Source organism: Desulfacinum infernum DSM 9756 (assembly GCF_900129305.1).
GTDB lineage: Bacteria > Desulfobacterota > Syntrophobacteria > Syntrophobacterales > DSM-9756 > Desulfacinum > Desulfacinum infernum.
In genome coordinates this window covers 24,444-50,957 of record NZ_FQVB01000020.1, presented here as the reverse complement: position 1 = coordinate 50,957, position 26,514 = coordinate 24,444, and the positions used below count along the sequence as shown (strand labels likewise).

Sequence of the window (26,514 nt, the reverse complement as noted above, 5' to 3'; positions counted from 1 at the left end):
CCACAGCAGAGCCGCCCAGTCTCCACAGCGACTCGCGACTCAAGGACCAGCGACCACGGCTTACGACTTACGGATTACGGATCACGGATTGCGAACCACGGAGGTTGATATGCCGGGAAACAGCTTTGGGCGTCTTTTTCGTGTGATGACCTGGGGGGAATCCCACGGACCGGCCTTGGGGGCGGTCATCGACGGATGTCCGCCCGGGATTCCCTTGTCGGAAGAAGACATCCAACGGGATTTGGAAAGGCGCAGGCCCGGAAAGGCGCTCACCACGGCCCGCCGGGAACCGGACGAGGTGCGCATCCTTTCCGGCGTGTTCCAGGGGATGACCACGGGGACGCCCATCAGCCTGGTGATTTACAACAAGGACATGAGAAGCCGGGATTACGAGGCCATCAAGGACGTGTACCGGCCGGGCCACGCCGACCGGACCTACGAACAGAAATACGGCGTGCGCGACTGGCGCGGCGGCGGGCGCAGTTCCGGGCGGGAGACGGTAGCCCGTGTGGCCGCCGGAGCCGTGGCCCGAAAATTCCTGGCCCAAGAGGGCATCCGGGTCTTTGCCGGTACGGTGGCCTTGGGCGACGTGACCTGCCGGGTCTATGACTGGGAGGCGGCGGCGGAAAACCCGCTCTTCTGTCCCGACCCGGAAGCGGCCCAAGCCATGGAGGCGCATCTGCAGGAGGTCCGCGGCGAGGGGGATACCCTGGGCGGGATCGTTCAGGTGAATGCCGTGGGCTGCCCTCCGGGCCTGGGAGAGCCCGTTTTCGACAAACTGGACGCCCGCCTGGCGTCGGCCCTCATGTCCATCGGGGCCGTAAAGGGCGTGGAGATCGGAGTCGGTTTTGCCGCCGCCCGGATGCGCGGGAGCGAAAACAACGATCCCCCCACGGCCGACGGGTACGCGTCCAACAACGCCGGGGGGGTTCTGGGTGGCATCTCGTCGGGCATGGACCTGGTGGTGCGGGCAGCCGTGAAGCCCATACCTTCCATCGCCAGGGAACAGCGGACCGTCACCCGGGACGGAAAGGAGACCACCATCCGCATCGGAGGACGTCACGACATTGCAGCCATCCCTCGGATCGTTCCGGTCTGCGAAGCCATGGTGCTGATCACCCTGGCCGATTTCATGCTGCATCCCTTTCCCCGGCGCCGTTCCCGTTAGATCCGGTCACGGCCTGGAGACGATGCAGAAGGGAAAAAAGGACGCCGTTTTGAAGCAGCTGTTCCCAGATTCCCGGGCGGGCCTGCTCGGTGCGGGCGCACCAGCCCAGCAGAGACTGAAGGGTGGCCGAATCGGCCCGGTCGATCACCCGAGGATCGTAGATGTCCTGTTCCGCCCGGAGAGGATCCAGAGTCTCACCCGGAGGGCAAAGCTGAGACACGCAGTAGAAAAATTCCTCCACCACGGGATGGTAAACGGGCGTGGCGTAGAATGGCGGATTCCACTGTTCCACGTAACGGCCTTCCAGGGACTGCAGTTTGGGGAGATAGGCCACCAGGTCTTCCACGTGAGCGAGAGTCTTCGCCGGTTTTGATTCCATGAGAGATTTCCGTCCTGTTCCGGGTCGTTCATCCGTCGCTTCCACGAGAGCGTTCACGGGGTACATGGCAAAAGAGCAAGGCCGCTTTTTACACAAGCTCTTTGTGCAATGCAAGTGAAACCGAGAACAAAGTCAGGCGGTCCTAAAGCCCGCCCCCACGAAGCCAGATGGACCTGCCGAGTAGGGGCGGGGTTTATCCCCGCCCGCTAATGGCGTGGAGATAAGAAGAATAGGGCGAGAGAATCGCCTCAGGTCGTAGGCCCCAGTGGAAAAGAGGAGGGAAAAAATGACCGACTTTCAACAGGCTCAAGCCAGGATCATGGAAGCCGTCCGCCCCCGGTCCTTTCCTCTGGCCGTTTCCTTCTTGGCCCAAAACGAAAGCTTTCCGGAAAAGACCCGCCGTCCCGGGACCCATCTCAAGAAAAGGGTGGCCATCTGCCAGGCGATCACCATGGCCCGGATCTACGGCTGGACCGTGGGGGTCGCACGCGACGATGTGGTGTGCGTCCCGGCCATGATCGCCTGGGGATGGAGCGGTGCCGAGGACGGGGCTTCCGAGCTTCAGGGCCTCTTCGCCACCGTGGGTTTCGCGAAAGACGAAGAAACGGCGGCGGATCAGGTGGCGGCCATGGGCCTTCCTGCGGCGGGCGAAGTGGCGGGGATCCTCCTGTCGCCGTTGGCCAAGGCCCAGAGGGAACCCCATGCCGTGGTGATCTATTGCAACCCGGCTCAGGCCATGCGGCTGGTGCAGGCCCTCACGTCCCGGACGGGGGGCGTGGTCGGGGGAGCCTTCGGAGGCAAGGTGGAGTGCGTCCAGACCCTGTATGCGGCCCACCGACTGGACGAACCCCGGGTGTCCATACCGGGCATGGGGGATCGGATCTTTTCCATGACCCAGGACGACGAACTGGCGGTGGCGTTGCCGGCGCGTCTTCTGCCCGACTTGCTGCAGGGCCTGGATGAGGCGGGCCGGCGCATCGGGGCCCGCTACCCCGTGACGTTCTACCAGAATTTCGAACCGCTCTATCCCGAGCCCTATGGGGAGATTGCCGACCGATTGGGCCTTTTCGATTAGATCCGCCGCCAGGGCCGCAGCGAAATCGTAGGGGCGGTTCGCAAGCCGCCCCTCCCACGTCGCCGCTCCCGCTGCTTCAAAGCCCCTCCCTCACCCATCACCCATCACTCATCACCCGGAAACGCCAGTGCGGAAACGAAGGCTTCCTGGAAGTCCGGGTGGGCGGCCAGGTTCACCACCCGGGTGGCGGCGGAAAGATCGTCCAGTTCCTCCATGGTCTCGGGGTCCACCAGGGAGAGCAGGGCGCCCAGGCCCGCCGCATTGCCCGCCGCCCGAATCCGTTCCAGTCCCAGCGGCGGAAGCATGCCGATGGTGACGGCGTCCCGGGGATCCAGATGGGTTCCGAAGGTTCCGGCCAGGTGAACGATCTCGGGCTCCGACATCCCCGCCTCACGGCACAAGAGGTCGATCCCCGTGCGAAGAGCCGCTTTGGCCAGCTGGACGGCCCGCACGTCCTTCTGGGTAAAAAGGAGGGGGGCGCCCGAGGCCGTGTGAGGGCCATCCACCAGGATCACGGACGGGATCCCGTTGTCGTCGGAAAGGATTCTGTGGGGAGCCTTCATGGTGTCGATCCGGCCGTCTTTTCGAAGAATGCCGGCCGAATACAGAGCGGCGACGGAGCTCAAGACCCCTGAACCGCAGATGCCGAGAGGCTTGGGGTCGCGACGGTCATCGCGGCGGATCACATCCCATCGCAGCGTGCCGTCGCCGGCAGGTTCCACTCGGCTCACGGCGCCCGAAACGGCGGGCATTCCGTGGCGGATGGCCGCTCCTTCGAAGGCGGGACCGGTGGCGCAGGATGTGCCCCAGAGGCTGCCGACGGCCTTCAGCAGCAACTCGCCGTTGGTTCCCACGTCCACCAGAAGGGTCCCGTCCGGCGCCCGGCGAAGGTCCAGGGCCAGAGCACAAGCCACCGTGTCGGCGCCCAGGAAGCCGGAAAGCAAAGGCAGGGAGGTCACCCGTGCCTTGGGAAAAACGTTCCAGCCCAGGGTCGAGGCCTTATCCGAACGGATGTTCCGGAAGACCGGCTCGTAGGGATGGCGGCCGAGCGGCGTGGGATCCACACCCCAGAAGATGTGCACCATGGTGGGATTGCCCACCACCGTGATCTCGCAAAGATCTTTCGGGTCCATTCCGATGGAGGCGGCCAGAGACGTTAGACTCATGGCCACGGCGTCCAGGACCAGCGCCTGCATTTCCCGGAGCGCTGCGGGGTTCTGATCCACGGCGCCGATGCGTGCCATCACGTCGTCGCCGAAAAGGAACTGGGGATTGCGAAGACTGGTGGATGCGAGCACGTGCCCCTCGACCCGGTCGCATAGGTAGACGGCGAGGGTGGTGGTTCCCACATCCACGGCGGCCCCCCAGCGGTGGCGTGGGGAAACGCGCCCGGCCCGGCTTTGCAGGAGCCGAACGGCCCCTTCGCCCAGGCTCGGTTTTCGGATCACCTCCAGGGTACGACGGGCGGCGGGGGGAATGCGAATGGACAGGTCTTCGGTGACGGTCACCCGGCAGGCGGGCCGAAGCTCGCCCGTGGCGGCGTCTTCCACGGCGCACTGCCGGCATACGCCTTTGCCTCCGCAGTCGGACCGAAGGAGGATCCCGTTTCGGGCCAGGGCGTGAAGCAGGGACTCTCCGGCCCGGGCCCGAACGGGCCGGTTTTCGCCCTCCACCCGGATCGTGAACGGGGATCCATCCACTGCGCTTTCCTTGGATCGCATGAGCGCCTCCATCATAGAATCGAGATTGGACAAATTTTCGGTGTATCTATGGACTGCCCCGAACCTCGGGGTTCATACACCACCGGGTGACGGTCAGGTCAAGAGTCGCATCTAGATTCCGGCCTAAATTGGACGATTCTTTCTCATGGACAGGTCCTGAAGGGCGGGCGTAAAGCCCGCCCCTACAAAAAGGCACGGCCCCCCTGGGTAGGGGCTGGGTTTATCCCCGCCCGTTAATCACGCGGTGTAAGGGACACCCAAAGAAAAAAACGCTCAGTTAGGTACGGAAAAAAGGGTCTTGACTGGAGGGCTCCCATGCCGGAAAAGAGCTGCGGCGGTCGGGCCACCCGAATTCCCCTGGTCGGCGGGTAAAAAACATGAAAAAGACGGCGAAAAGATACTATCGAAAGCGTGTGGATCTCTTTCGGCTGATCGACAAGATCAAGCTCTGGCCGTCCCGCAGCGGGACCCTTCACGGTATTCGAGCCATCGAAAAGAGCGGGGACACGGCCCTGGTGACCACTCACTGCGGAAAGACCTTTTTCGCCAACAATTCGAGGAACAGCCGGGCGGCCCGATGGCTCCGCAACAAATGGTTCCACAAGGTGTGCGGGACTTGCGCCGTGCCCCAATGGAAGCTGGAAAAGTACAACGCCACCCACTTCCGGCGCCATTTCGGATCGGACCTGCGGGGGGAGAAACAGGAAGGGTAGAAGCCCAAGGGGCATTGGGGTTTCCCGCAACCTCAGCGTTCTTTCCTGAATTGTTTTGTGGGGGGTGGATCGGAAGAGATCACGTGGACTCTAAATCCGCGCAGCCGGGTGCGACTCCCGGACCTCCCGCCAACCTAAAAGACATGGCAAAGGATCACGTGCATCGTGACGGAAGCACACTACCCCGTTCCGTGGACGGAAGCCCAACGAGGCCGCCTGAAGGCTCTTCTGGCCGACGACGACCTTCTCCAAAGGACCTTCGCCCATGAGGAGGCACGCGACCGGGCCTTTCGGGATGCGGAAAGAGAATTGGTTCAAAAGGAGCGGGAACGCCTGGCTCGGTTCCGGGCCGAGGTGCGGCGCCCCTCCCTTTGTCGGCTTCAGGAGGCGCTTTCCGCTGCCCTCAGGGAGCAGGGCTTCCTGCAGGTGGCTACCCCCACCCTTATGAACCGCAGCCTCCTGGCCCGCATGGGCATCGACGACACGCACCCGCTTTCACGGCAGATCTACTGGGTGGACGGGGACAAGTGCCTTCGGCCCATGCTTGCGCCCCATCTGTACGTGGTGTTGAAGGATCTGCTGCGGCTGCTTCCGCACCCGGTCCGGATCTTCGAGATCGGGTCCTGCTTTCGCAAGGAGTCCCAGGGCCATCAGCATGCCGGAGAATTCACCATGCTGAACCTGGTGGAGATGGGGCTGGATCCGGCCCGGCGCGAAGAACACTTTCGCCGGTGGACGTCTTTGGTCATGGAAACCGCCGCCATTACGAACTACCGGCTGGAATCGGCGCCCTCGGAAGTCTACGAGCAGACCCTTGACGTTATGGCGGGCGACCCGCCCGTGGAGGTGGCCTCCGGGGCCTTCGGGCCCCATCCTCTGGACGGTGCGTGGAAGATCCGGGTGCCTTGGGTGGGCGTCGGATTCGGATTGGAGCGCCTCATCATGGCGGCGGAAAACCGGCCCGGGCTGGCTCGCGCCGGCCGGAGCCTCATCTACCTGGACGGCATATCCCTCCATGTCTGAACCTACCGAAATGTGGCGAAATTCGAGTTCTCCTGGAACCTGTTCAGAACGCGGGGGGGCCGTCCCTCCCGGAGACGAGATCCGGGTCGCCGTCTTCGGCGGGTCGCTCCAGGGAACGGAAGTCCTCTACCTGGCCCGAAAGGCTGGCTGGAGGACCCTGCTGGTGGACCGCAATGAACAGGCTCCCGCCCGGACCTTGGCCGACCGGTTTGTCTGTACCGAAATTGAACGCATCCACGACCCGAACGCATTCCTTAAAGCCTGCCGGTTGATGGTGCCGGCTCTGGAAGACGACGAAGCATTGGAGCGCCTGCAGGCCATCTCCCGCGAGACCGGCGTGCCCTTGGCCCATGACCCCGAGGCCTACGCCGTTTCCTCGTCCAAGGTGGCCTCCGACGATCTTTTCCGCAAGCTGGGCGTGCCGGCACCCCGGCCCCATCCCTCCAACCGCTTTCCGGTGATCGCCAAACCGGACAGGGGAAGCGGCAGCCGGGGCGTGCGGGTGTTTGCTGACGAGGGTTCTCTGAGCCGTTGGCTTTGCGGCCGGCAGGATCCGCACCGGTGGGTGATCCAGGAGTTCATCCAGGGGCCGACCTTTTCCGTGGAAGTGGTGGGAAATGGAAGGGAATACGAGACCGGTCCCGTCACCGACCTCCATATGGATGCGGATTACGACTGTAAACGGGTGACCGCTCCCAGTGAACTGGCCGACTCCCTGCAAGAAAAGATGGCCGCCTTGGCCCTGCGATTGGCGGGGGCTCTGAATCTGCGGGGCATCATGGACCTGGAGGTGGTCTTCGATGGCCGGGATCTCCTGGCCCTGGAAATCGACGCCCGTTTCCCCAGCCAAACCCCCACCGTGGTCTATTGGTCCGAAGGCGTCAACCTGTTGGAAATCCTCGGGCTGATGGCCCTGGACCCCGAAAGCCCCCCGAGGCCCTGGAGGAGGGGGGGGCATCGGGCGGTCCTCTACGAGCATGTGCAGGTGCGGAACGGCAGGCTTTATGTGGCGGGCGAACACGTGATGGCGAAGGCGAAAGCGCTCCGGGTCGTGCCCGGTTTTTTCGGATCCCGGGAGGCGGTCACGGACCATGTGCCGGGAGCCCGAGAGTGGGTGGCCACCCTGATTTTCGTCTCCGACCGTGTGAAAGACGTGTGGGCGCAGCGCCACCGCGCCCTGGAGCGAATGGTGGGCGAACTGGGGCTGAAGGGCGTGGAGGATTCGATGCCGTGCCGCGAAGGGGAGGGCGTGGGACCATGACCCGACTCACCCCGCAGGACGTGGCCCCCATCCCTTCCGAGTTGGGTGTCCTGGAAGAGAGGGTGGCGGCCAGTACGGGAATCGGCCTTCTGGAACTGGCCTGTGAGGCCATGGAGGTGGATCCGGATCACTACCGAAAGGCGGCCGCCGGAATGCACGCCATGGTGATTCCCATGACGGCCGGCCGGGGGGTGATCCGGGGATTTTCCGAGGCGGTTCGCACCGTGGTGGAGCATCTGGGGCTCAAAGGTTCCGTCAGCGAACATCCGGACGCCCGGGGGCTTGAGGAGGCCTTCCGCCGGAGGGCGCACTTGCTTCTCTTTGCCGATGACCACTGCTTCGTGTGCGTCAATACCCGCACCGGTGGGGTGGTGGAAAACAGCGAGGCTACGGGAAGAATCTTCGCCCGGGCGTTGGCCCGAATGAAGACGCAAACCGACCGGGAATCCGGGAAGGAAGCTCGCCGATGCCTGGTTCTCGGGGGCGGGCCTGTGGGGGAAAGCGCCGCCCGGGCGCTCCTGGAATGGGGCTTTGTGGTGGGAATCCACGACGTGAACGAAGAGCGTCTCGAGGCGGTATGGGGACGGCTGAACCGCTGGTTTCCCGGGGCCGTTGCCAAAGTATCGTCCTTGGACCGGGCGGCGGCCCGCTACCCCGCGATCCTGGATGCTACGCCCGCCGCGGGCATCCTCTCGGAACGGAACCTGGCTCCCGGGGTGGTGGTGAGCGCCCCCGGCGTGCCTCCCGGGGTGACGGCCGGAGCGCGTCGGATGCTGGGCCGGCGCTTCTATCACGACGCGCTCCCCTCCGGCGTGGCGGCCATGGTGGTCGGGGCGGTGGCGTCGGTCCTGGGGGGGCTCCGCCCATGAATGGACGCCCCCGTTCTTTGTCCTTCCACGAAGTCCTGGAACAAGCCCGGCAGGGGATCCTCCCGGGCCGCGATCAATTGAAAGTCCTCCTTCATCCGCAAGGAAAGGGGGAGAGGGTGGCCCTTTTCGAGGCGGCCCGCCACGTTCGGGATCTCCATTTCGGCCGCGCCGTCTTCCTCTACGGCTTCGTCTACACCAGCACCCATTGCCGGAACAACTGCCGGTTCTGCCTGTACCGGGCTTCCAATCCCAAAGCTCCCCGCTATCGCAAGGCGACCGGCGAGATCCTGGATGTGTGCGAGCGCCTGGCCCAATCGGGAGTGCATCTCCTGGACATCACCCTGGGGGAGGATCCCCGGATCCACCGCCCGGACGCAACCGGCTGGGAAGATCTGGTCGGCCTTGTCTCGGACGTGGTCCAGCGCACGGGAGTACCCGTCATGGTGTCGCCGGGCGTGGCCCCGCGCTGGGTTCTGGCGGCACTGGCCCGGGCGGGGGCGGACTGGTATGCCTGCTACCAGGAGACCCACAACCGGGATCGGTTCCGGGATCTCAGGGTGGGGCAGGATTACGAGGCGCGGATGCAGGCCAAGGAAGAGGCCAAGGCCGAAGGGCTCTTGCTCGAAGAAGGAATTTTGTGCGGCTTGGGCGAGACGGACGATGACCTGCTGGATTCCCTGGAAGCCATGGGGGCCCTGGACGCCGACCAGGTACGCGTCATGACCTTCGTGCCCCAGCCGGGGACTCCCCTCCAGTCCGCACCACGCCCGTCGCCGCAAAGGGAGCTGGTTCTCATCGCGGTCATGCGCCTTCTCTTTCCGGACCGTCTCATCCCGGCCTCCCTGGATGTGGAAGGGCTGGCGGGCCTTAGGGCGCGGCTGCAGGCGGGAGCCAACGTGGTGACCTCCATCGTGCCTCCCGGACGGGGCCTGGCAGGGGTGGCCCACAGCTCCTTGGACATCGAAACGGAACGGCGCACGGTCCAAGCCGTGATGAAATGCCTGGCAGGCCTTGACTTGCGACCGGCCTCCCTGGAAGATTACCGCTCCTGGATGGCCGGGCGCCGGGCCGCCTGAGCGGCCGCCCGTCTGCGGCAATGAAGGAAACCATCGGTTAACCCAGCAAACAAACGGGAGAAGATCATGCTCATCGTGGGAGAACTCATCAACGCAAGCCGGAAAGCCATCTCCGAACAGATCGAAGCCAGGGACGAGGCGGCTATTCGACAGGTGGCCCGCAACCAATGGGAAGCCGGAGCCCACTACATCGACGTGAATGCCGGAGTCTTCGTGGGCCAGGAGGGCGACTACCTGAAGTGGCTCGTTTCCACCGTGCAGCAGGAAGTGGACGCGCCTTGCTGCATCGACAGCCCCGACCCGGAAGCCATTGAACAGGCCCTGTCCGTCCACCGGGGCACGCCCATGATCAATTCCATTTCCCTGGAAAAGGACCGCTACGACAAGCTGATGCCCCTTATCGCAGGAACGGACTTCAAGGTCATCGCCCTGTGCATGAGCGACGAAGGCATGCCGGAGACGGTGGACGCCCGGCTGGCCAACGCGGATAGGCTCATCAATGGACTGCTTCAAAACAATGTGAAGCCGGGAAACATCTACGTGGATCCCCTGGTCCAGCCCGTTTCCGTGAACAAGGATTTCGGCATGGAGTTCCTCAAGGCCGTGGAACGGATCATGGCCGGATACGACGGCATCCACACCATCTGCGGGCTTTCCAACATCTCCTTCGGCCTGCCCAACCGCAAATTCCTCAACCAGACCTTCATGGTGATGGCCATCGCGCGCGGGCTGGACGCGGCCATCGTCAATCCCCTGGATCGACGGATGATGGCCAACATCGTGGCCGCCGAAGCCCTGGCCGGCCGCGACGACTACTGCATGGACTACCTGAAGGCCCACCGAGCCGGCCGATTGGACCTGTGATGAGTGACGGGTAACGGGTGAAGAGTGACGAGGAAAGAGGGAAGGGGAAAATCCCTCCCTTTCGGAGCGAGTTGGGGAGGATTGCCGGGAAGTGTCGGAGCGGTAGGCTTCCGCTCCAAGGGCCGGTGTGCGCCTTTCCGGACGGTTGCCCGGCGTTGACAAACGGCCGGTCGGCTGGTATCAGCAGAAGGTGTCCTGTTGGTGACGACTACAAAGGGGGGCCATGGCCAAAACACCCTACCCGACGACTCTGGGATTGTCGGAATATGCCGTCACGGCGTACCTGACCCTGCTCCGGAAAAACCCCCTGAACGGATCCCAACTGAGCCGCCTGTCCGGCATTCCCAGACCCCGCATCTACGACGTGTTGCGGAACCTCAAGCAAAAGGGGTTCGTGGCCGAGTGCCGCGAGGGCCTCTATGTGCCCCTGCCTCCGGACGAGATGCTCCGGCGTCTGCAGCGTGACTACGAAGCCGATCTCACGCGCCTCAAGCACCTGCTGGAAGAGGCCCGGGGAGCACCGGGCGAGGATTTCATCTGGACTCTCAAGGGCTACGACCAGGTCATGGCCAAGGCCCGGGAGATGGTCCGCGAAGCGCGTGAGGAGATCTACGTGCGGGTCTACCCCGAAGAAGGGCGTCTGCTCAACCCGGATTTACGGCGCGCCGAGCAGCGGGGTGTCCCCGTCAAGTACATCGCCATGGAACCCATGGAAGAGCGGTTCGCACTCCAGGTGGTGCACCCCCGGCACGAGGAAGTGCGCCGGACGCTGGGGGGGCGTTCCTTCGATCTGGTGGTGGATCGGCGCGAAATCCTTGGCGGGCTTTTTCTCGAGGGAGCCGAAGACCAGTCGGTGATCAATTGGGGGCGGAACCGTTGGTTCGTGCTGGCGGGCCGGGACAGCCTGCGACACGACTTCTTCCACTACTTCTTGTACAAAACGTACCATCAAAAGGAGCCGCTCACGGAGGCGGAGGACCGGCTCTACCGGCAGATCCTCGAAGACATGTGAGGAGACGGCACAGGAACTCGGGGTGGCAGGGCGCACCGGAGCTTTCTTAGGAGCTCGGGTGCGGAGGAAACACAATCAGGGGAGACGAGAAAGGAGAAGGGTATGCAGAGCAGGTGGAGTCGGTTGGTGCTGGCAGTTTTCATGATCTTTGCGTGGACGGGCGTGAGTGGGGCCGCCCAGACGGTTCTCGAGGAAATCCTGGCCAAGGGAGAACTGGTGGTGTCCACCGATGCCAATTACGCCCCGCAAAGCTACTTGAATGACAAGGGCGAACTGGAAGGCTTCGACGTGGAAGTGGCCAAGGAGGTGGGCAGGCGGCTGGGCGTGAAGGTACGTTTCGTCACCCCCGATTGGGATCTCATCACCGCCGGTAAGTGGGGCAAGCGTTGGGATCTTTCCGTCGGGTCCATGACCCCCACCAAGGAACGCAAACAGGTTCTTCTGTTCACCATGCCCTACTACAGCAGCCCGGCCCAGTTCGCGGTCCACAAGGACAACACCGCCATCAAGACCCTGGAGGATCTGGAGGGAAAGACGATCGGCGTGGCGGGCGAAACCACCAACGAGCGCTACCTGCAGCGCAACCTGGAGATCGAGGATGTGCAGGTGGTCTTTCCCACGTGGGAGCCGGGCGAAATCCGCACGTACCCCACGGATGCCAACGCCATCGAGGATCTGGCCCTGGGTGACGGGGTGCGTTTGGATGCCGTCTTCACCTCGCGCCAAACCCTGGCGGAAGCCATCCGGGCCGGTTGCGGCTCCGGGTGTCCCATCAAGATGCTGGGGGACCCGCCGTACTACGAGCCCCTCTGTTTCGCTCTGGACAAGAGTCGTCCCAACCAGGAGACCTTCCTGGCCAAGTTGAATGAAATCATCCGGTCCATGTACGACGACGGCACCCTGGTGAATCTGTCCATGAAGTATTTCCATACCGACCTGATTCCCAAGCTGTAGGAGGCGTTCCCATCGTGCGATGCGCAGGGACGGGCGCCAGGCCCGCCCCTGCGAACGGAGGGGAACTCGTTGGATAGCGGCGGATTTTTGCCCCGCCCGCGATCCCTCGAAAGACAAATCCTATGCCGGCTTCCTTCCGGAAGCCCCTTTGCCCAAGCGATGGAAACTTGTTCGTGGCGGGTTCGCAGGCCCCATGGCACGTGGGGCTCCGCCGCGGGCGGAAAAGGGAGGACATGGCGTGGAACGACCCTTGATCAAGACACCCCCGCCGGGCCCCAAGGCCAAGGCGCACATCGAGCGGGACACCCGGGTGGTCTCGCCGTCCTATACCCGCGACTATCCCTTGGTGGTGGAACGGGGCCGCGGACTTTGGATCGAAGACGTGGACGGCAATGTGTACCTGGACTTCACGTCCGGCATCGCCGTGTGCGCCACCGGCCATTGCCATCCCAGGGTGGTGGAAGCCATCCGACGGCAGAGCGAAAAGCTGCTCCACATGTCGGGGACCGATTTCTACTACACCCCCCAGATCGAGCTGGCCGAAAGACTGGCCGCGCTGGTTTCTCCCAAGGAGCCCTACCGGGTCTATTTCGGCAACTCGGGGGCCGAGGCCGTGGAGGCGGCCTTCAAGCTGGCCCGGTGGCACACCCGGCGGGAGCTGAACATCGCCTTCTTCGGGGCCTTCCACGGCCGGACCATGGGGGCGCTCTCGCTCACGGCCAGCAAAACCATCCAAAAAAAGCACTACAATCCCTTCGTACCCGGCATCACCCACATTCCCTACGCCTATTGTTACCGGTGCCCGTACAATCTCACCTACCCCGCGTGCGACATCCAGTGCGTCCAGTGGGTGGAAGACACCCTCTTTCGCACTACCATGCCTCCTGAGGAAGTGGCGGCGATTTTCGTGGAGCCCATCCAGGGCGAGGGGGGTTACGTGGTACCGCCGCCCGAATTCCACCGCAAGCTCTACGACATCGCCCACAAGTACGGCATCCTCTACGTGGCCGACGAGGTCCAGACCGGCATCGGCCGCACGGGAAAGATGTTCGCCATGGAACACTACGGCGTGGTGCCGGACATCGTGGCTCTCGCCAAGGGAATCGCTTCCGGCCTGCCCCTGGGCGCCATGGTGGCGCGCGCCGACATCATGGACTGGGAGGCGGGTTCCCACGCTTCCACCTTCGGCGGCAACCCGGTGTCGTGCACCGCCGCTCTTGTTACCCTGGATTTGGTGGAAGAGGGGCTCATGGAAAACGCCCGGCTGCAAGGGGAACGATTGTTGGAAGGCCTCCGGGCGCTCCAACGATCCCACGAGTCCATGGGCGATGTGCGCGGAAAGGGCCTCATGGTGGGCGTGGAGCTGGTCAAGGATCGGGAGACCAAGGAGCGGGCCGGCGACTGGCGAAACGCCCTGGTGCGACGCGCCTTCGAAAAGGGCCTGCTGCTTCTGGGATGCGGGATGAATACGGTGCGCTTTGCCCCGGCCCTCACCGTCACGGCGGAACAGATCGACACGTGCCTGGAGATCTTCGAAGAGGCCCTGAAAGAGGTGGTCTACGCGTGAGGGGCCTTCGCTTTCCAAAAGGACTGCGTTGCAACGGAACAGACCATGGGCCCGTCGCCTGTGGGCCCGGCCAACATAGGAGAGACAGCCGGCGGGCGAAAGGGATTTGTGTGGAGAACAGGGAATGAATGAAACGATCTCAAAGGGCGCCCCGGGGATCCCGCCCGAGGCGCTGGCCGTTCTCAAGGAGACGGCGGATGCCAAGAGGCGCTTCAGGCGAAACAACGCCTTGGCCCTCTTCACCCTCCTGATGATGCTCTTCGGGTTCCTGTACATGTTGGGCCTGGATTTCGCCTTCATGGCCCGCTGGTTCGGGTTCATCATGGCGGGCATGGGCTACACGCTTCTGGTGTCCTTCCTGGCCATATCCCTGGCCTGTATCCTGTCTGTGATCGGAGCCCTGGGCCGGCTGTCGCGGAACCCCATCGCCAACAGCGTCGCCACGGCCTATGTGTCGTTCATCCGCGGAACGCCCCTGCTGGTCCAAGTTTACATGTGGTACCTGGCCCTGCCCCAGATCGGCAAGTCCTTGGAAGAGATGGGGGTCCACGGGGCCCAGGCCTGGTTCACCCTTCCGGCCATCGCTGCGGGCGTCCTGGCCCTGGGCGTCTGTTACGGCGCGTACATGACCGAAACGGTTCGGGCCGGTATCGAATCCATCGGCATCGGCCAGCGGGAAGCCGCCAAGGCCCTGGGCATGACCGACAGCCAGATGATGCGCCGCATCATCTTCCCCCAGGCCCTTCGGGTCATCATTCCTCCCATCTCCAACGAATTCATCGCCATGATCAAGGATTCCTCCCTGGTTTCGCTCATGGGGGTGTGGGAACTGAGCTATCGGGCCATCAAGGTGGGCCGACGCTACTTCCAGTCCCTGGAGATGCTCATCCTGGCTGCGCTCATCTATTGGGTCCTGTGCATCATCTTGCAAACGGTTCAAGAACACATTGAGGCGCGCATGGCCAAGGGAGACCGGGGGGTCAACGGATGATGAAAAACGACACCATGGTGGAAGTGTCCAATCTGCATAAGGTCTTCGGCGAAGATCTCCACGTTCTTCGCGGCATCGACCTGGAGGTGAAAAAGGGCGAAGTGGTGGTCATCCTGGGCCCGTCCGGGTCCGGCAAAAGCACGTTGCTTCGCTGCATCAACTTCCTGGAAGAGCCCACGGCCGGCACCATCCGGGTGGGGGACATCACCATCGGAGCGGGAAAGAAGACCAAAGAGCACAACGCCAAGATCCTGGAAATCCGCCGGCGGGTGGGCATGTGCTTCCAGTCCTTCAACCTTTTCCCCCACATGACCGCATTGGAAAACATCATCGAAGGGCCGGTGACCGTTCTGGGCCAATCCAAGAAGGAAGCCATTCCTTATGCCGAGGAGCTTTTGGCTTGGGTGGGTCTTACCGACAAGCGGGACGAGTACCCGTCCCGGCTGTCGGGCGGCCAGCAGCAACGGGTGGCCATCGCCCGCAGCCTGGCCATGAAGCCGGACGTGATGCTCTTCGACGAGCCCACCTCAGCCCTGGACCCCGAGTTGGTGAAAGAGGTGGTGGACGTGATGGAGCGCCTGGCTGCGGAAGGTATGACCATCATCGCCGTGACCCATGAGATGCATTTTGCCCGGGACGTGGCCGACCGGGTGCTCATCATGGACGGCGGGGTCTGGGTGGAATCGGGCCCTCCGGAAGAGATCTTCACCAACCCCAAGGAAGCGCGAAGCCGGCAGTTTCTGGCCCACATCCTCACCAATCACGACTGATCCGGGATGCCCCGGGCCCTTTGGGATGAGGGGGAGGGGCTGTGCCTGGGTGTCGGGGCGGGGTACATCCCCGCCCGGCAAGCTGTAGGGTCTCGGCCGTCGGCCACCGGCTGTCGGTTTACGGCTCTCCGCCATCGGTTCTGCATCATTCCCCTTTATCCCTTATCCCTTATCCCCCACCCCCGGCCTGCGGATTCCGTTGACACGAAAAAGATCCCGGTGCTAGATGTTGTCCTGATCATGACAACTAGCCAGGAACCACGGAGTAGGCCATGGACCCGATTCGCCCGCAGATCCAGGTCCTCACCGAAGACCAATGCCGGGAGCTGCACCGGCAATCCCTGGAGGTCCTGGGACGCATCGGGGTGCGTGTGGACGACGCTCCGGCGCGTTCGTTGCTCGAACGTGCCGGGTGCCGGGTGGAGGATACCCGCGTCCTGATCCCCGAAGAGGTGGTGACCTGGGCGCTGGATCAGGCGCCCGATTCGGTGGACGTCTATGACCGCCGGGGTGAACTCCGGTTCACCGTGGGCGGTCCCGGCCAACGTCCCGCCCGCTTCGGCATCGGTGTCACCAACCTCTACTACCAGGATCCGCGTTCAGGGCGGGTGGATCCCTTTTTCCTGGAGCATCTCCGCCTGAGTGTCCGGCTCGGGAATGCACTGGATCAGTTCGACCTGGTATCCACGCCGGGCGTCCTCCAGGATCTCCCGGCCCATGCGGCGGATCGCACGGCGGCCTTGGAGATGGCCGCCAACACGACGAAGCCTTTGGTGCTTCTCGTATCCGACGAATCCTCCTTCGAGCCGGTCCTGGATCTTCTGGAGGAGGCGTGCGGGGACCTGGCGGCCCGCCCCTGGGTTCTTCCCTACGTGAACCCCATTTCGCCCCTGGTGATCAACGCCGAAACGGTCCGCAAGATGGCTGCTGCGGTGAACCGGGGCCTGCCGCTCATCTACAACAGCTACGGCATGGGCGGAGCCACCGTACCCATCGCTCCCGGAAGCGCCCTGGCCATGTTGAACGCGGAACTCTTGGCGGGGCTGGTGCTTGCCCAGGCCATGAAACCCGGCACTCCCGTCATCCTGGGCATGCTCCCGGCCGGGTTCGACATGCGGACCATGGTGAGCCTCTACACCCCGCACACCATGCTGCTCAATGTGGCCTGTGCCGAGATGATGGCCTTTTACGGGATTCCCCATTCGGGAACGTCGGGGAGCGGGCCGGGCTGGGGGCCCGATCTTCTCGCCGCCGGATGCCTGTGGATGAACCACCTCACGGCATGCATGGGAAAGATTGGTCTTGCGCCCTTTGTGGGCGGAAATTTCGACTCCCTGGTCTTTTGCCCCATGACGGTGGTCTATGCGGACGAGGTGATTCGGCAGGCCCGGCAACTGGCGGATGGAGTGGAGCCGGCCGAGACGGCGACGTTGCTGGAGGAGCTTGGGGAGGTGGGGCCGGGGGGCAACTTCCTGGGATCCCGCGAGACCTTCCGGCTCTTTCGCTCTCTGGGCTACGAGAGCCCCATCTGGCCCCATTTGAGCCTGGAAAGGTGGAGGGAGGAGGGGGAGCCCGCTGCGCTGGAGCGTCTCCGGGCTTACACCCTGGAACGGCTTTCCTCGGCGCCCGTTCCCGACGACCACGATGCCGTCCTGGAGCGCGGAAGGAAGAGGTTGGAAGGATTGAAGGATTAAGGATGGAAGGGCAGGGGACGAATCCCCCATCCACAAACGGAAACGAGAACCGACGGCCGAAAGCTGTCAACAAAGAAAGGAGCCCATGAAACGAGCGATGCATGCGGGGGGCCTTCTCAGCCGCGGCCTGAGCCTCAACATCCTCACCGAGGACGAGCTGCGGGAGATCCACCACGCCACCCTGGAGGTTCTCGACCGCACCGGGGTGATCGTGGAGGACGAGAGGGCCATGGAACGGTTCGCGGATGCGGGAGCCCGGGTGGATCCGGCGACCAAGCGGGTGCGGATTCCGCCCCACCTGGTGGAAGACGCCTTGCGCTCCGCGCCGTCCAAGGTGGTTCTGGCCGGACGGGACCCGAAGCACGACCTGGTGCTGGAGGGCACCCGGGTGCACTTCACCAACTTCAGTGAAGGGGTGAAGATCAACGACCTCTACACGGGAGAAAACCGAACGCCGGTCAAGAAGGACCTGGTGGAGACGGCCCGGGTCATCGACTACCTGGACGAGGTGGACTTCTGCGAGAAGGCGCTGGGGGCCCACGATGTGAACCAGGACGTGGTGCCCCTGCACAATGCCGAGGCCTATCTCACCAACACCACCAAGCACTGCGCGTTCGGTCCCGGAAACGGCCGGTTGCTCAACCGGATCCTGGAGATGGCGGGGGCCATCGTGGGCGGGGTGAAGAAGCTGTGGGAACGCCCCATCGTCTCGTTTACCACCTGCCCGGTGAGTCCCCTCACGCTGATTCGGGAGTGTTGTGAGATCATCATGGAATCGGCCCGAAACGGGGTCACGTGCAACATCCTGTCCATGGCCATGGCGGGCGGGACGGCGCCGGTGAGCCTGGCGGGGGCTCTGGTGACCCACAACGCGGAGATCCTTTCGGGGATCACCCTGAGTCAGCTCACCCGGCGGGGCGCCCCGGTGATCTACGGCAGCTCCACCACGGCCATGGATTTGAAGCGGGCCCTGGCCACCGTGGGAACGCCGGAATGCGCCCTCATCAACGCCGCCGTGGTGCGGCTGGCCCGCTATTACAATCTGCCGAGCTACGTGGCCGGTGGATAGGGCGACGGCAAGATCTCCGATTGCCAGATGGGCCATGAGAAGACTCTCACCGGACTTTTGGTCGCATTGGCAGGTGCCAATATGATCTACGGTCTGGGGATGCTCGAAAGCGGCATCACCTTCGACTATGGCCAACTGGTGCTGGATTGTGAGTTCGCCCGCATGATCAAGTTCACCCTGCGGGGGGTGCCGGTCACCGACGACACCCTGGCCGTGGACGTGATCCGGGAGATCGGTCCCGGTGGAAACTTCCTCATCCACCCCCACACCCTGGCGGGCATGCGCAGCCAGTCGGACGTGGAGCTGATGGATCGGAGGATGCGGGCCAACTGGGAAAAGGCGGGATCCACCACGGCCTACGAGCGCGCCGTGGAAAAGGCCCGATGGATCCTGGAAAACCACCGACCGGAGCCTCTGAGCGAAGGGGTGCTCCGGGAGATCCGCTCCATCGTGGAGGATGAGGAGCGGCGCGTGGAGCGGGAAAAATCCTGAAGGGGAAGGAGACGGAGAGCCCGATGAGTCAAAAAATCCTGACCCGCATGGGGGACGGAGAGCGGCTCGCCATGGACGCCCAGGAGATCCGGGACGACATCCGGCGGGGGACGGCCGAGGCGGCCCGCCGCGCCGGGGTTCCGGAGCTGACCGAGGCGGAACAGGAGGAGCTGTTCGCCATCCTGGCGGAGCCGGGCCGGATCGTGAGCGTGGAGCCGGGCCGTGAGGTGATCGTCACCGACGACGGCTGTTCCATGAGCTTCTATTCCGGCCAGGACGGAGGAGGGGTGGGAGCGCCCCTGAGCCGCCTGCAGGCGGTGCTCACCTATGAGCGGGCCTGCGGGGCGGACACCACCTCCATGGGCCACAGCGACTACAGCTACAAGCCCGTCAAGCCCATCATCAACTTCGAAGCCAACGACTACTACAACATCTCCCAGGTGACCACGGCGCCGTTTCTCTACGGCGCCCAGCCCAACATGGGCCTGTACTTCCAGCCCGACGGGCCGTGTGCCAACGCGGCGGAGCTGATGCCTCTCGGGAAGATCGACGAGGCGCGGGCGGCCCAGGAGGAGGCCTGCGAGCATCTGCGAAGGGACCTGGTCTTCGTGGGCCGGCGCCTGGCCGAAGTGGGCCTGGAAGGGCTCAACTTCGACACGTGCGGTTCGGCGGGGGACGCCGACTACCTGGCGGCGCTCCAGGCCGTGGAAGAACTGAAGAAGGACCTGCCGGACCTTCCCATTATCATGGGCGGGGCGGGGGAGTTCGTTCTGGGGATGCACGGCGGTGTGGAATACCAGGGGCGACGCCTGGCGGGGCTCTACCCCCATGAGCAGGTGAAGGTGGCGGAAGCCGCCGGTGTGGACATCTACGGCGTGGCGGTGAGTACGGCCACCACCGAATCGGTGGCCTGGAACCTGGCTCGGGCGGTGACCTTCGTCAAGGCCGCTTCGGAAGCTTCGTCCATTCCGGTTCATGCCAATGTGGGCATGGGCGTGTGCGGGGTTCCCATGATGGAGCAGCCCCCCATCGATGCGGTCACCCGGGTGTCCAAGGCGCTGGTGCAGATCGGCAAAGCCGACGGGTTGTAGATAGGCGTGGGGGATCCTTTGGGGATGCACACCGCCCATATCATGGCTTCGTGCATGGGCGGCATCCGCACTGCCGGAGATCTGGTGGCGTGGATGCAGCTCACCCGTCGCATGAAGATCCACGAAGCCAAGCGGTATGTGGCGGAAAAGCTGGGGGTGGACGTCTTCGAGCTGACCGACGAAGAGATCATGCGCGAGATCAGGAAGGACCTGGGCCTCGGCACGGTCACCTCGATTGCGGGAAGCCCCAAGGGCATACGGGCCAAATGGCGTATTGCGGAACTTCTGGGCGTGCCCATCCGGTCCGTGCAGCTGTTTCGGTCTCAACTGGGCATTTGAGCAGGGAAGGGCGCCGTCCGACGGGCGGGCGGCGCCGACGATGAGGAGGCAGGAGGAATTTCATGAGCGAAGCGCTGTTTCAGGCGTCCGTGGACGCCGTGGTTCGCGGAGACGCCAAGAAGGCGGAGGAGCTGGCGCGCCAAGGGCTGGCGGAGGGCATCGAGCCTCTGGTTCTGATCAACCAGGCGTTCGTTCCCGGGATCAACCAGGTGGGCGAGATGTTCGGAGCCGGAAAGCTCTTTTTGCCGGAGCTCATCATGAGTGCCAAGGCCATGCAGGCGGCCACGGACATCATCAACGCCGCCATTCCGGAAGGAAACGCCCAGGAGGGCCGGGGCCGGTTCGTCATCGGCACGGTGGAAGGCGACGTGCACGATATCGGCAAGACCATCGTGGTGGCGCTCTTGAAGGCCAACGGCTTCGAGGTGCTGGACCTGGGCCGGGACGTGCCCACGGACCGGCTCATCGAGGAGGCGGACAAGTTCAACGCGCACATCATCGGCACCAGCGCCCTGTTGACCACCACCATGCCCGCCCAGCAGAAGCTGGAAGAGGCCCTGAAGAAGGCGGGCCTCAAGGGCCGCTTCAAGACCATGGTGGGCGGAGCGCCCGTTACCGAACGGTGGGCGAAGAAGATCGGCGCCGACGGATTCGCCGAGGACGCCGGAGCGGCCGTGGTGGTGGCAAAGCAGCTCCTGGCGACCAATTGAATCCTTTCGTCTGGAAATGGGGGGCGGGCGCAGGCCCGCCCCCATCACCCAACATTCTTTACTCGGCGCTCATCACACCCCACACCCCACGCATCACGGATTACGGATCACTGTAAGGTCACCGCCGTTCCGCTCACGCTGACCATGAGCATGCTGCCCTGGGATCCGATGGTCTCGTAGTCGATGTCGATTCCCACTACGGCGTTGGCCCCCAGCTCCCGGGCCCGTTCGCTCATCTCCTCCAGGGCGATGCGCCGCGCCTTGCTCAATTCCTTTTCATAGGATGCCGCCCGGCCGCCCACGATGTCCCGGATGCTGGCGAAGAAGTCCCGGAAGACGTTGGCGCCCATGATGGCTTCTCCCGTCACGATGCCGTGGTAGTGGGTGATCTTGCGTCCTTCCACGTGCGGGGTGGTGGTCAGGATGATCATGGAATTCTCCTTTCCCGAGGATGCCCGGCGATCCAACGAGTGTTCCGTCCGGGGTCGTCCTCGAAGTGCGTTGAAGGGTGATATCGGAGGAGCGTGTCCGACAAAGTGTCTAAAAACCCCGCGCTCCCAGGAAAACAGCGTTCTCGGATAAGCTCTTACGAGCCTGCCCTGGAACGCTGCGGATGATCTCTTTTCTCGCAAGGCAGCCCTTTAGGGCTGCGGAAGAACCTCCGGGAGTTGGATGGACCTTCGCGCATTTTCTGTCGCTTCATGGGGTACCAGGGTCCTTTCCCGCGGGGCTAAAGCCCCGCGGCTACGAGGAGGACCCAAATTCCTCGGCCTTGTAAGTCGGGGAGCCATTGTCGGACGGCCCCTAAAGTTCAGCCGACCCGGGCCGAGGCTCCCTCTTTCGATAGGCCGTACCCAGGAAGGTGGCGATGAGGGAGCCGGCATCATCGCGAATGTCCACCCGGTAGGTGGCGAGTGTGTCGTTTCTGTGGATCTCCATGGCCTCGGCCAGCAAGTGGCCGTCGCGGGCGGCTTGATGATAGGCCATGGAGACGTTGATGCCCAGGGCGGTGCGGCCGTGGGAGTTGGACGCCACGGCGAAGGCGAAATCGGCCAGGGTGAAAAGCACGGCTCCGTGGACCAGCCCCACCCCGTTCCGGTGGTGATCCCGAACGGCCAGACGAACCAGAGCCCGCCCCGGAGAAGCGTCCACCAGTTCCAATCCGACAAACTGCGCGAACCTGTCCCGTTCGAAGAATTTTCTGACGGCCTCGAAAGTCATTTTCCCTTTCAATGATTTCCCTTGCAGGTCGTGACGGCTAAGGTTTGAAGTCCACCTGCCCCATCCTTGTCTTTCGGAAAGCTTGGAACATTCGTGGCAGGCCGGGCAGATCATCGGGCGCGAAGACCTTCGGCCGGGCAAAAAGGAGGCGCAGGCCCCTCCTCTTGCCGCCGTGTTGAAGTGATGCCAAAACTGGCCGTTAAGGGCGAAGAACCTGCTGGCCCGGCCATTTGCTGCTTTCTCCCGGCATACAAGCGAATGCAGCCGCGGGGCTCAAAGCGCCGCGGCCACAAACAGGGTGTCAATCCTCGTCTATCTTGATCTGAAAACCCACTCCGGGGAAGCCGCTAGAACAGGTATTTTAGTCGAAGCTTGCCGGCAAAGGCCTCGTAATCGGCGTTGAAGTCGGTTCTCAGGCCCAGGTCCAGGCTGAGATTCTCCCGCACGCGCAGGTTGACTCCCACCTGCGAGGTGACGGTCGTGGCTGCAACGTCCTTTTCCAGCTTGGTGCGGGCGGTGCTGTCCCCTCTGATCCAGTTGACGACGGAGATGTCGTTGTCCCCCAGGGCGTGTTCCAGGCGCACGAGACCGTAGAAGTGGTTGTTTCCGCCGAAGGGGACGAGCCCGTTGAGGCCTGCGATGAGTTTCCAGGTGTTCGTGTCATCGGGTTCATACCGTCTTTCGAAGCTGGTGTCGGCCTCCACGGTCGTCCAGAAGCTTTCGGCTTCGTGATGTCCGAAGCTCACGCCCAGCTCGGGGAAGATCCATCCCTCACGAACGGCGAAGACCCCGCCGGCCACCACCTCCGCGGACACCCCCCAGCTGTCGTAATCGGCGGTCTCGCGAAGGTAGTAATTGAATCCGGTCCGGCCCGCGTAGTCGTTGCCGGCCTTGTAGGCTTCCGCATTCATCCGCACGTAGTACTTGTCCGTCATGCGGTACTGGGTGGTGATACCCCCCAGCAGGATTTCCTGGTCTCCCGTGGAAGCTCCCTCCACGTTGTAGTCGATGTCGCTGTCCACCACACCGGCGTAGACGTTCATGGAAAAAGCGTCCGTGATCTGGCCTCCGGCTCCGAGGGCTAAGCCATAGCTCTCGGAATCGAAACCGATGCCGCTGTCGGAGACGTAGGCGTAGAGAGGCATGGCCCAGAAGGAGCGGTTCTGCTCCAGTTTCCTTCCATAAAAGGGGCTGGCGTCGCTGACGGCGCCGGCTGCCAATAGGATCGGTTGCATCTCCTCGGCCTTGGCGAAGAAGGGCGAGGTGAAGGGGGCCGTCAGGACGAACAATTGATGGAAGTTGGCGATGAGCAGGTTTCCTCCCAGGGTGCCCAGGGCCGGCCCGATGGAATCGGGACTGGGCTGGTACTGGAAGATGACGGCCGAATTGGTGCCCCGGTCCTCCCCGTACCAGTTCACGGTAAACTGCGAATTGGTGAAGCCCTTCTCCAGGCCGCCCCACTGGTTCTGTACCCCGTCTTCATCGTCGCTTTGCAGGAGATAGTAAGGAACGTTCAACCGGATGTTCCTGGAGTCGGCACGCGCGATCAGTGTGGCGCCGTTCAGGTCGATGCTGGACGCCTCCTCCACGAAGATGGGGCGGGTGTCCGGGGTTATGCCCGGGGTTCCGAACGTGATGGCGAAGGCATCTTCCAGGGTGACCACGGAGCTGTCCGCGATGGTAAGGGTTCGCAGGTTGGGGACGGTCACGTTGGACTCCACCCAGGTGAACCCATCGTTGGTGAGGGTCACATTGGATCCGGACACTTGGAAGACGGCGGCGTTCACTGCGTCCTCCTGAATGTCCGAGGGTAGGTCCAGGGCCACCTTCATGGTACCGTGATTTACCACCGTGGCGTCATCGCTGTATTTGACGGCAAGTGCCGCAGTATCGATAACATCGGCTCCGAAACCATCCGTCACGTCCACCTGAATGGTGCCGGTGTTGGTGAAATTTCCGAGGGCCGTGAGGTAAGCCGCGTAGGCAGAGAGTTCAAGATGGGCCGCGGCGGTGCCGTTGGCAAAGGCTTCCACGTGAATAGTGCCGGTGTTCAGAAAGTCTTCCACGCTTCTTGCACCCTCAACCAAGACCCCGGCTGACTCAATCGAGACGTCTTCACTCTCGTTGGAAAAGATGGCTTCTGCATAAACATCGATGTCGCCTGCATTGGTAAAGTCGCCAAGGTGGGTGGACTCGACTCCGTAGGATTCCACAGAATTTGAAACCTCCGCACATCCGTCGGCAATGGCGGAAGATCGGATGGTTCCCGTGTTGGTGAAAGAGTCGACCTGATTAATTGAGAAGGCAACCGATTGAGACGAAACCCTATCGCCCGCGACGGCGAAAGACGAGGTTTCCACCGTTCCACTATTTGTCATTGACGTGACGGGGGAATGGGTTATTACTCCACTAGCTTCGACATATATGCGCCCGTCACCCCCGTTTTTGCCGGCGGCCGTCAAGGCTGAAATGGTGCCGGTGTTGGTGAACGTGCCTACAGTGCCGGAGACGTTTAAGCCTACAGACTCCGCGAAGATCTCCGAAACGTTTGCGTCGCCTGTGGTTGTCGAGGCGGAAATCATGCCGCTGTTGGAGAACGTATCTACGGTATCCCAGAAGACGCTACCGTAGGAGTACACCTCCACCCATGAACTGTGGGCATCGCCTGTGGAGGCGGAGGCGGAGATGGTACCACGGTTTGTAAACGTGCCCACGGAGTCATAGGACAGGGTCCCCCAGGTAAAAGTAAAAACAGCACTAAGGTCGAACGAGTCGCCTACCGAGGCGAGAGCAGAAATTGCCCCGCTGTTGGTGAAACTGGAAAAGGAGTGGGCAAGCAGCCCAGCGGCTTGCAACGAGGAGTTGCCTGAAGTGCTATTGCCCGAGGTCGAGGCGGCAAAGATGGTGCCGCTGTTAGAAAAAGTGCCCACAGTTGCGCTTTCAAAGTCGATGCCATACGAGTTCAGGTCGATCAATGTTCTACTCATGTCATTTGTAGCCGCTGAAGTAGAGATGCTTCCGGTGTTAGCGAACAGGTGCACGGTGCCGTCATCGAAATCGATGCCTTTGGAATCCACATAGATCGTTGCGTTGTTCCCGCCGCCTGTGGTCGCGGAGGCGGAAATCGTGCCCTCATTTGCGAACGAATCCACCACCACGCCGTCACTGAAGTCGATACCATTGATATCCGCGTCGATGCGCCCGCCGTTGGTTGCGTTTCCAGCAGTAGCTGACGCGGAAATGATACCGTTTGTCAAATTACTAAAAGTCGTGACCCCGTCGTCGAAGTTTACGCCCTCTGCATCGGGATCCAACCTGGAATCTGAGCCTGTAGCATCGCCGGAACGGGCTGTTGACATTATGGTGCCCGAGTTCTCGAAAGAGTTCACCCACAGGTTGAAATCCACCCCATCGGGATCCAGGTCGAGTTCTCCTCCGTTCAACGCTGATCCCGAAGTGGCGACGGCAGAGATAGTACCGGTGTTCAAAAAAGTTTCAACGGTACCGTAGATGGTGATCGCGTCGTTGTCCACTTCGTCGCCGTCATCGATATCAGCGTACGCGTTGGCGTCGCCGCACGTGCCGTCGGCGCTGATCCACCCGTGATTTTCAAAGGTGCCGACATTACGGGTGTAGTAGGTATCGTCTTCTTCATAGCCGATCTGTACCCCGAAGGGCTGTGCGAACACGTCATCCGAGGTGGCAGAGCCCACCGTAGCCGAAGCCCGGATGATGCCACTTGCCTGGTTGTAGAAATCAAGCGCAGTGGCGGATGGCTCGGCAAAGACGGTGGAGATCTTGGACAGGGAGGAGTCGAACTCGGAAAGGTCCAAGGTGCCGGAGTTGACGTAACTCGTTTGGGTGTCGGGAATTTCGACCTCAACGGTTCGGTCGGCTACTGCAACCTGCGCCGCGAAGAGCAGCAAAAACAACGTGGTTATGCAAAGCATCACCTTCTTTTTCATTTCGATTCCTCGTGGCTGGAGGGATGGTATACGGACGCGTCATTCCGCAATGGACTGGGAGTGGGGGTGCATACTAAAGACCGAACCGGTTGAAGGGCCGCTTCGTTCAGGCATGGTCTAGAGCAGGCCTGCCCGGCAAAGCCGCAGGGGGAGGGCGGCTCAATTCCATATGCGTATACCTTTCAGATGTCCGATGGGAATAAGGAAAATGAAAGCCTTGCCCCTTTTTGAATCGAGACCGGTTTCGTCCTCTTGATAGCCGAAAACTTGCGTGATGTCCAGGTGCAGAAGAGGTATATTTCAACAAATGTCGGCTGGCTGCTCTTGTTGATTCTGAGCCGGTAGAGGGCGTGGCGAAGAGGAAGGCGTTACCTGGGCTGATCGATTTGCCTTAAGAACGTGGAGGCAAAGGGGGTGTTCTTACCCTGTTCCAGGGTGCGCACTTGGGCGAAGGCCTACGGTGAAGCGAAAAGGGACTGTTCGAGAGAGA

20 protein-coding genes and 2 pseudogenes are annotated in these 26,514 nt (G+C 62.7%); 17 read left to right on the top strand and 5 right to left on the bottom strand.

Going from position 1 to position 26,514, the window contains the following annotated elements; genetic code table 11:
• Positions 1-109: 109 nt before the first annotated feature.
• Positions 110-1,168: a chorismate synthase gene (aroC, locus tag BUB04_RS10945; protein WP_073039267.1), complete on the top strand. Its 1,059-nt coding sequence runs from the start codon at positions 110-112 to the stop codon at positions 1,166-1,168.
• Here aroC and BUB04_RS10940 read toward each other — a convergent pair.
• Complete coding sequence (locus BUB04_RS10940) at positions 1,131-1,547, bottom strand: DUF6508 domain-containing protein (RefSeq protein ID WP_143156451.1); 417 nt, start codon at positions 1,545-1,547, stop codon at positions 1,131-1,133. The genes aroC and BUB04_RS10940 overlap by 38 nt on opposite strands.
• A gap of 286 nt (positions 1,548-1,833) precedes the next feature.
• Here BUB04_RS10940 and BUB04_RS10935 point away from each other — a divergent pair, with 286 nt between their 5' ends.
• Positions 1,834-2,622 carry a DUF169 domain-containing protein gene (locus BUB04_RS10935; protein WP_073039263.1) on the top strand — a complete coding sequence of 263 codons (789 nt, stop codon included), beginning with the start codon at positions 1,834-1,836 and terminating at the stop codon, positions 2,620-2,622.
• Between the two features lie 104 nt (positions 2,623-2,726).
• On the opposite strand, the gene BUB04_RS10930 is transcribed toward BUB04_RS10935, so the two are convergent.
• Positions 2,727-4,343: an ASKHA domain-containing protein gene (locus tag BUB04_RS10930; protein WP_073039262.1), complete on the bottom strand. Its 1,617-nt coding sequence runs from the start codon at positions 4,341-4,343 to the stop codon at positions 2,727-2,729.
• A 377-nt stretch (positions 4,344-4,720) separates the two neighbouring features.
• On the opposite strand from BUB04_RS10930, the gene pylSn reads away from it, so the two are divergent.
• The 15 genes and pseudogenes from pylSn (at position 4,721) to BUB04_RS10855 (ending at position 20,838) form a co-directional block, all read left to right on the top strand.
• On the top strand, positions 4,721-5,056 hold the full coding sequence (gene pylSn / locus BUB04_RS10925) for a pyrrolysine--tRNA(Pyl) ligase small subunit (protein ID WP_073039260.1): 336 nt from the start codon (positions 4,721-4,723) through the stop codon (positions 5,054-5,056).
• 165 nt (positions 5,057-5,221) lie between these two features.
• Positions 5,222-6,079, top strand: a complete 858-nt coding sequence (gene pylSc, locus BUB04_RS10920) for a pyrrolysine--tRNA(Pyl) ligase large subunit (protein WP_084076409.1) — start codon at positions 5,222-5,224, stop codon at positions 6,077-6,079.
• Positions 6,072-7,340 carry a 3-methylornithine--L-lysine ligase PylC gene (gene pylC, locus BUB04_RS10915; protein ID WP_084076408.1) on the top strand — a complete coding sequence of 423 codons (1,269 nt, stop codon included), beginning with the start codon at positions 6,072-6,074 and terminating at the stop codon, positions 7,338-7,340. Before pylSc ends, pylC begins: the two co-directional genes overlap by 8 nt.
• Entirely contained in the window at positions 7,337-8,209 is an 873-nt protein-coding gene (gene pylD, locus BUB04_RS10910; protein WP_073039258.1) for a 3-methylornithyl-N6-L-lysine dehydrogenase PylD, read from the top strand. The genes pylC and pylD overlap by 4 nt, the downstream gene beginning before the upstream one ends.
• The gene (pylB, locus tag BUB04_RS10905) at positions 8,206-9,285 is read left to right on the top strand and encodes a methylornithine synthase PylB (RefSeq protein ID WP_073039256.1); all 1,080 of its coding nucleotides are present in this window, start codon (positions 8,206-8,208) and stop codon (positions 9,283-9,285) included. The genes pylD and pylB overlap by 4 nt, the downstream gene beginning before the upstream one ends.
• A 66-nt stretch (positions 9,286-9,351) precedes the next feature.
• Positions 9,352-10,149, top strand: coding sequence for a methyltetrahydrofolate cobalamin methyltransferase (locus BUB04_RS10900; RefSeq protein ID WP_073039254.1), 798 nt, complete (start codon positions 9,352-9,354; stop codon positions 10,147-10,149).
• Positions 10,150-10,372: 223 nt separating this feature from the next.
• Entirely contained in the window at positions 10,373-11,161 is a 789-nt protein-coding gene (locus BUB04_RS10895; protein ID WP_073039252.1) for a TrmB family transcriptional regulator, read from the top strand.
• 102 nt (positions 11,162-11,263) lie between these two features.
• Positions 11,264-12,115 (top strand): transporter substrate-binding domain-containing protein, encoded by an 852-nt coding sequence (locus BUB04_RS10890; protein WP_073039250.1) that lies wholly within the window; start codon positions 11,264-11,266, stop codon positions 12,113-12,115.
• A gap of 238 nt (positions 12,116-12,353) precedes the next feature.
• Positions 12,354-13,682, top strand: coding sequence for an acetyl ornithine aminotransferase family protein (locus BUB04_RS10885; RefSeq protein WP_084076407.1), 1,329 nt, complete (start codon positions 12,354-12,356; stop codon positions 13,680-13,682).
• 124 nt (positions 13,683-13,806) lie between these two features.
• A complete protein-coding gene (locus BUB04_RS10880; RefSeq protein WP_073039247.1) occupies positions 13,807-14,673 on the top strand; it encodes an amino acid ABC transporter permease in 867 nt (288 codons plus the stop codon).
• On the top strand, positions 14,670-15,443 hold the full coding sequence (locus BUB04_RS10875; protein WP_337833398.1) for an amino acid ABC transporter ATP-binding protein: 774 nt from the start codon (positions 14,670-14,672) through the stop codon (positions 15,441-15,443). Before BUB04_RS10880 ends, BUB04_RS10875 begins: the two co-directional genes overlap by 4 nt.
• A 272-nt stretch (positions 15,444-15,715) precedes the next feature.
• Entirely contained in the window at positions 15,716-17,137 is a 1,422-nt protein-coding gene (locus BUB04_RS10870) for a trimethylamine methyltransferase family protein (RefSeq protein WP_073039245.1), read from the top strand.
• Between the two features lie 85 nt (positions 17,138-17,222).
• A pseudogene (gene mttB, locus BUB04_RS10865) lies at positions 17,223-18,698 on the top strand ([trimethylamine--corrinoid protein] Co-methyltransferase).
• A gap of 23 nt (positions 18,699-18,721) precedes the next feature.
• A pseudogene (mtbB, locus tag BUB04_RS10860) lies at positions 18,722-20,128 on the top strand ([dimethylamine--corrinoid protein] Co-methyltransferase).
• 62 nt (positions 20,129-20,190) lie between these two features.
• Positions 20,191-20,838: a corrinoid protein gene (locus tag BUB04_RS10855; RefSeq protein WP_073039243.1), complete on the top strand. Its 648-nt coding sequence runs from the start codon at positions 20,191-20,193 to the stop codon at positions 20,836-20,838.
• 107 nt (positions 20,839-20,945) lie between these two features.
• Here BUB04_RS10855 and BUB04_RS10850 read toward each other — a convergent pair whose 3' ends face one another.
• From BUB04_RS10850 to BUB04_RS10840, 3 genes are all read right to left on the bottom strand, one after another.
• Positions 20,946-21,266, bottom strand: a complete 321-nt coding sequence (locus BUB04_RS10850) for a heavy metal-binding domain-containing protein (protein ID WP_143156453.1) — start codon at positions 21,264-21,266, stop codon at positions 20,946-20,948.
• 376 nt (positions 21,267-21,642) lie between these two features.
• Complete coding sequence (locus tag BUB04_RS10845; RefSeq protein WP_073039239.1) at positions 21,643-22,059, bottom strand: PaaI family thioesterase; 417 nt, start codon at positions 22,057-22,059, stop codon at positions 21,643-21,645.
• Between the two features lie 347 nt (positions 22,060-22,406).
• Entirely contained in the window at positions 22,407-26,024 is a 3,618-nt protein-coding gene (locus tag BUB04_RS10840; protein WP_073039237.1) for an autotransporter domain-containing protein, read from the bottom strand.
• Positions 26,025-26,514: the final 490 nt, after the last annotated feature.

Excerpts from the sequence above, each read along its gene's own strand:
- pylSn (WP_073039260.1), top strand. The coding sequence starts at position 4,721 with ATGAAAAAGACGGCGAAAAGATACTATCGAAAGCGTGTGGATCTCTTT.
- pylD (WP_073039258.1), top strand. The coding sequence starts at position 7,337 with ATGACCCGACTCACCCCGCAGGACGTGGCCCCCATCCCTTCCGAGTTG.
- BUB04_RS10855 (WP_073039243.1), top strand. The coding sequence starts at position 20,191 with ATGAGCGAAGCGCTGTTTCAGGCGTCCGTGGACGCCGTGGTTCGCGGA.
- BUB04_RS10870 (WP_073039245.1), top strand. The coding sequence starts at position 15,716 with ATGGACCCGATTCGCCCGCAGATCCAGGTCCTCACCGAAGACCAATGC.
- BUB04_RS10875 (WP_337833398.1), top strand. The coding sequence starts at position 14,670 with ATGATGAAAAACGACACCATGGTGGAAGTGTCCAATCTGCATAAGGTC.
- pylB (WP_073039256.1), top strand. The coding sequence starts at position 8,206 with ATGAATGGACGCCCCCGTTCTTTGTCCTTCCACGAAGTCCTGGAACAA.
- BUB04_RS10880 (WP_073039247.1), top strand. The coding sequence starts at position 13,807 with ATGAATGAAACGATCTCAAAGGGCGCCCCGGGGATCCCGCCCGAGGCG.
- aroC (WP_073039267.1), top strand. The coding sequence starts at position 110 with ATGCCGGGAAACAGCTTTGGGCGTCTTTTTCGTGTGATGACCTGGGGG.
- pylC (WP_084076408.1), top strand. The coding sequence starts at position 6,072 with ATGTCTGAACCTACCGAAATGTGGCGAAATTCGAGTTCTCCTGGAACC.
- BUB04_RS10930 (WP_073039262.1), bottom strand. The coding sequence starts at position 4,343 with ATGCGATCCAAGGAAAGCGCAGTGGATGGATCCCCGTTCACGATCCGG.
- BUB04_RS10900 (WP_073039254.1), top strand. The coding sequence starts at position 9,352 with ATGCTCATCGTGGGAGAACTCATCAACGCAAGCCGGAAAGCCATCTCC.
- BUB04_RS10840 (WP_073039237.1), bottom strand. The coding sequence starts at position 26,024 with ATGAAAAAGAAGGTGATGCTTTGCATAACCACGTTGTTTTTGCTGCTC.
- BUB04_RS10940 (WP_143156451.1), bottom strand. The coding sequence starts at position 1,547 with ATGGAATCAAAACCGGCGAAGACTCTCGCTCACGTGGAAGACCTGGTG.
- BUB04_RS10895 (WP_073039252.1), top strand. The coding sequence starts at position 10,373 with ATGGCCAAAACACCCTACCCGACGACTCTGGGATTGTCGGAATATGCC.
- BUB04_RS10890 (WP_073039250.1), top strand. The coding sequence starts at position 11,264 with ATGCAGAGCAGGTGGAGTCGGTTGGTGCTGGCAGTTTTCATGATCTTT.
- BUB04_RS10845 (WP_073039239.1), bottom strand. The coding sequence starts at position 22,059 with ATGACTTTCGAGGCCGTCAGAAAATTCTTCGAACGGGACAGGTTCGCG.
- BUB04_RS10935 (WP_073039263.1), top strand. The coding sequence starts at position 1,834 with ATGACCGACTTTCAACAGGCTCAAGCCAGGATCATGGAAGCCGTCCGC.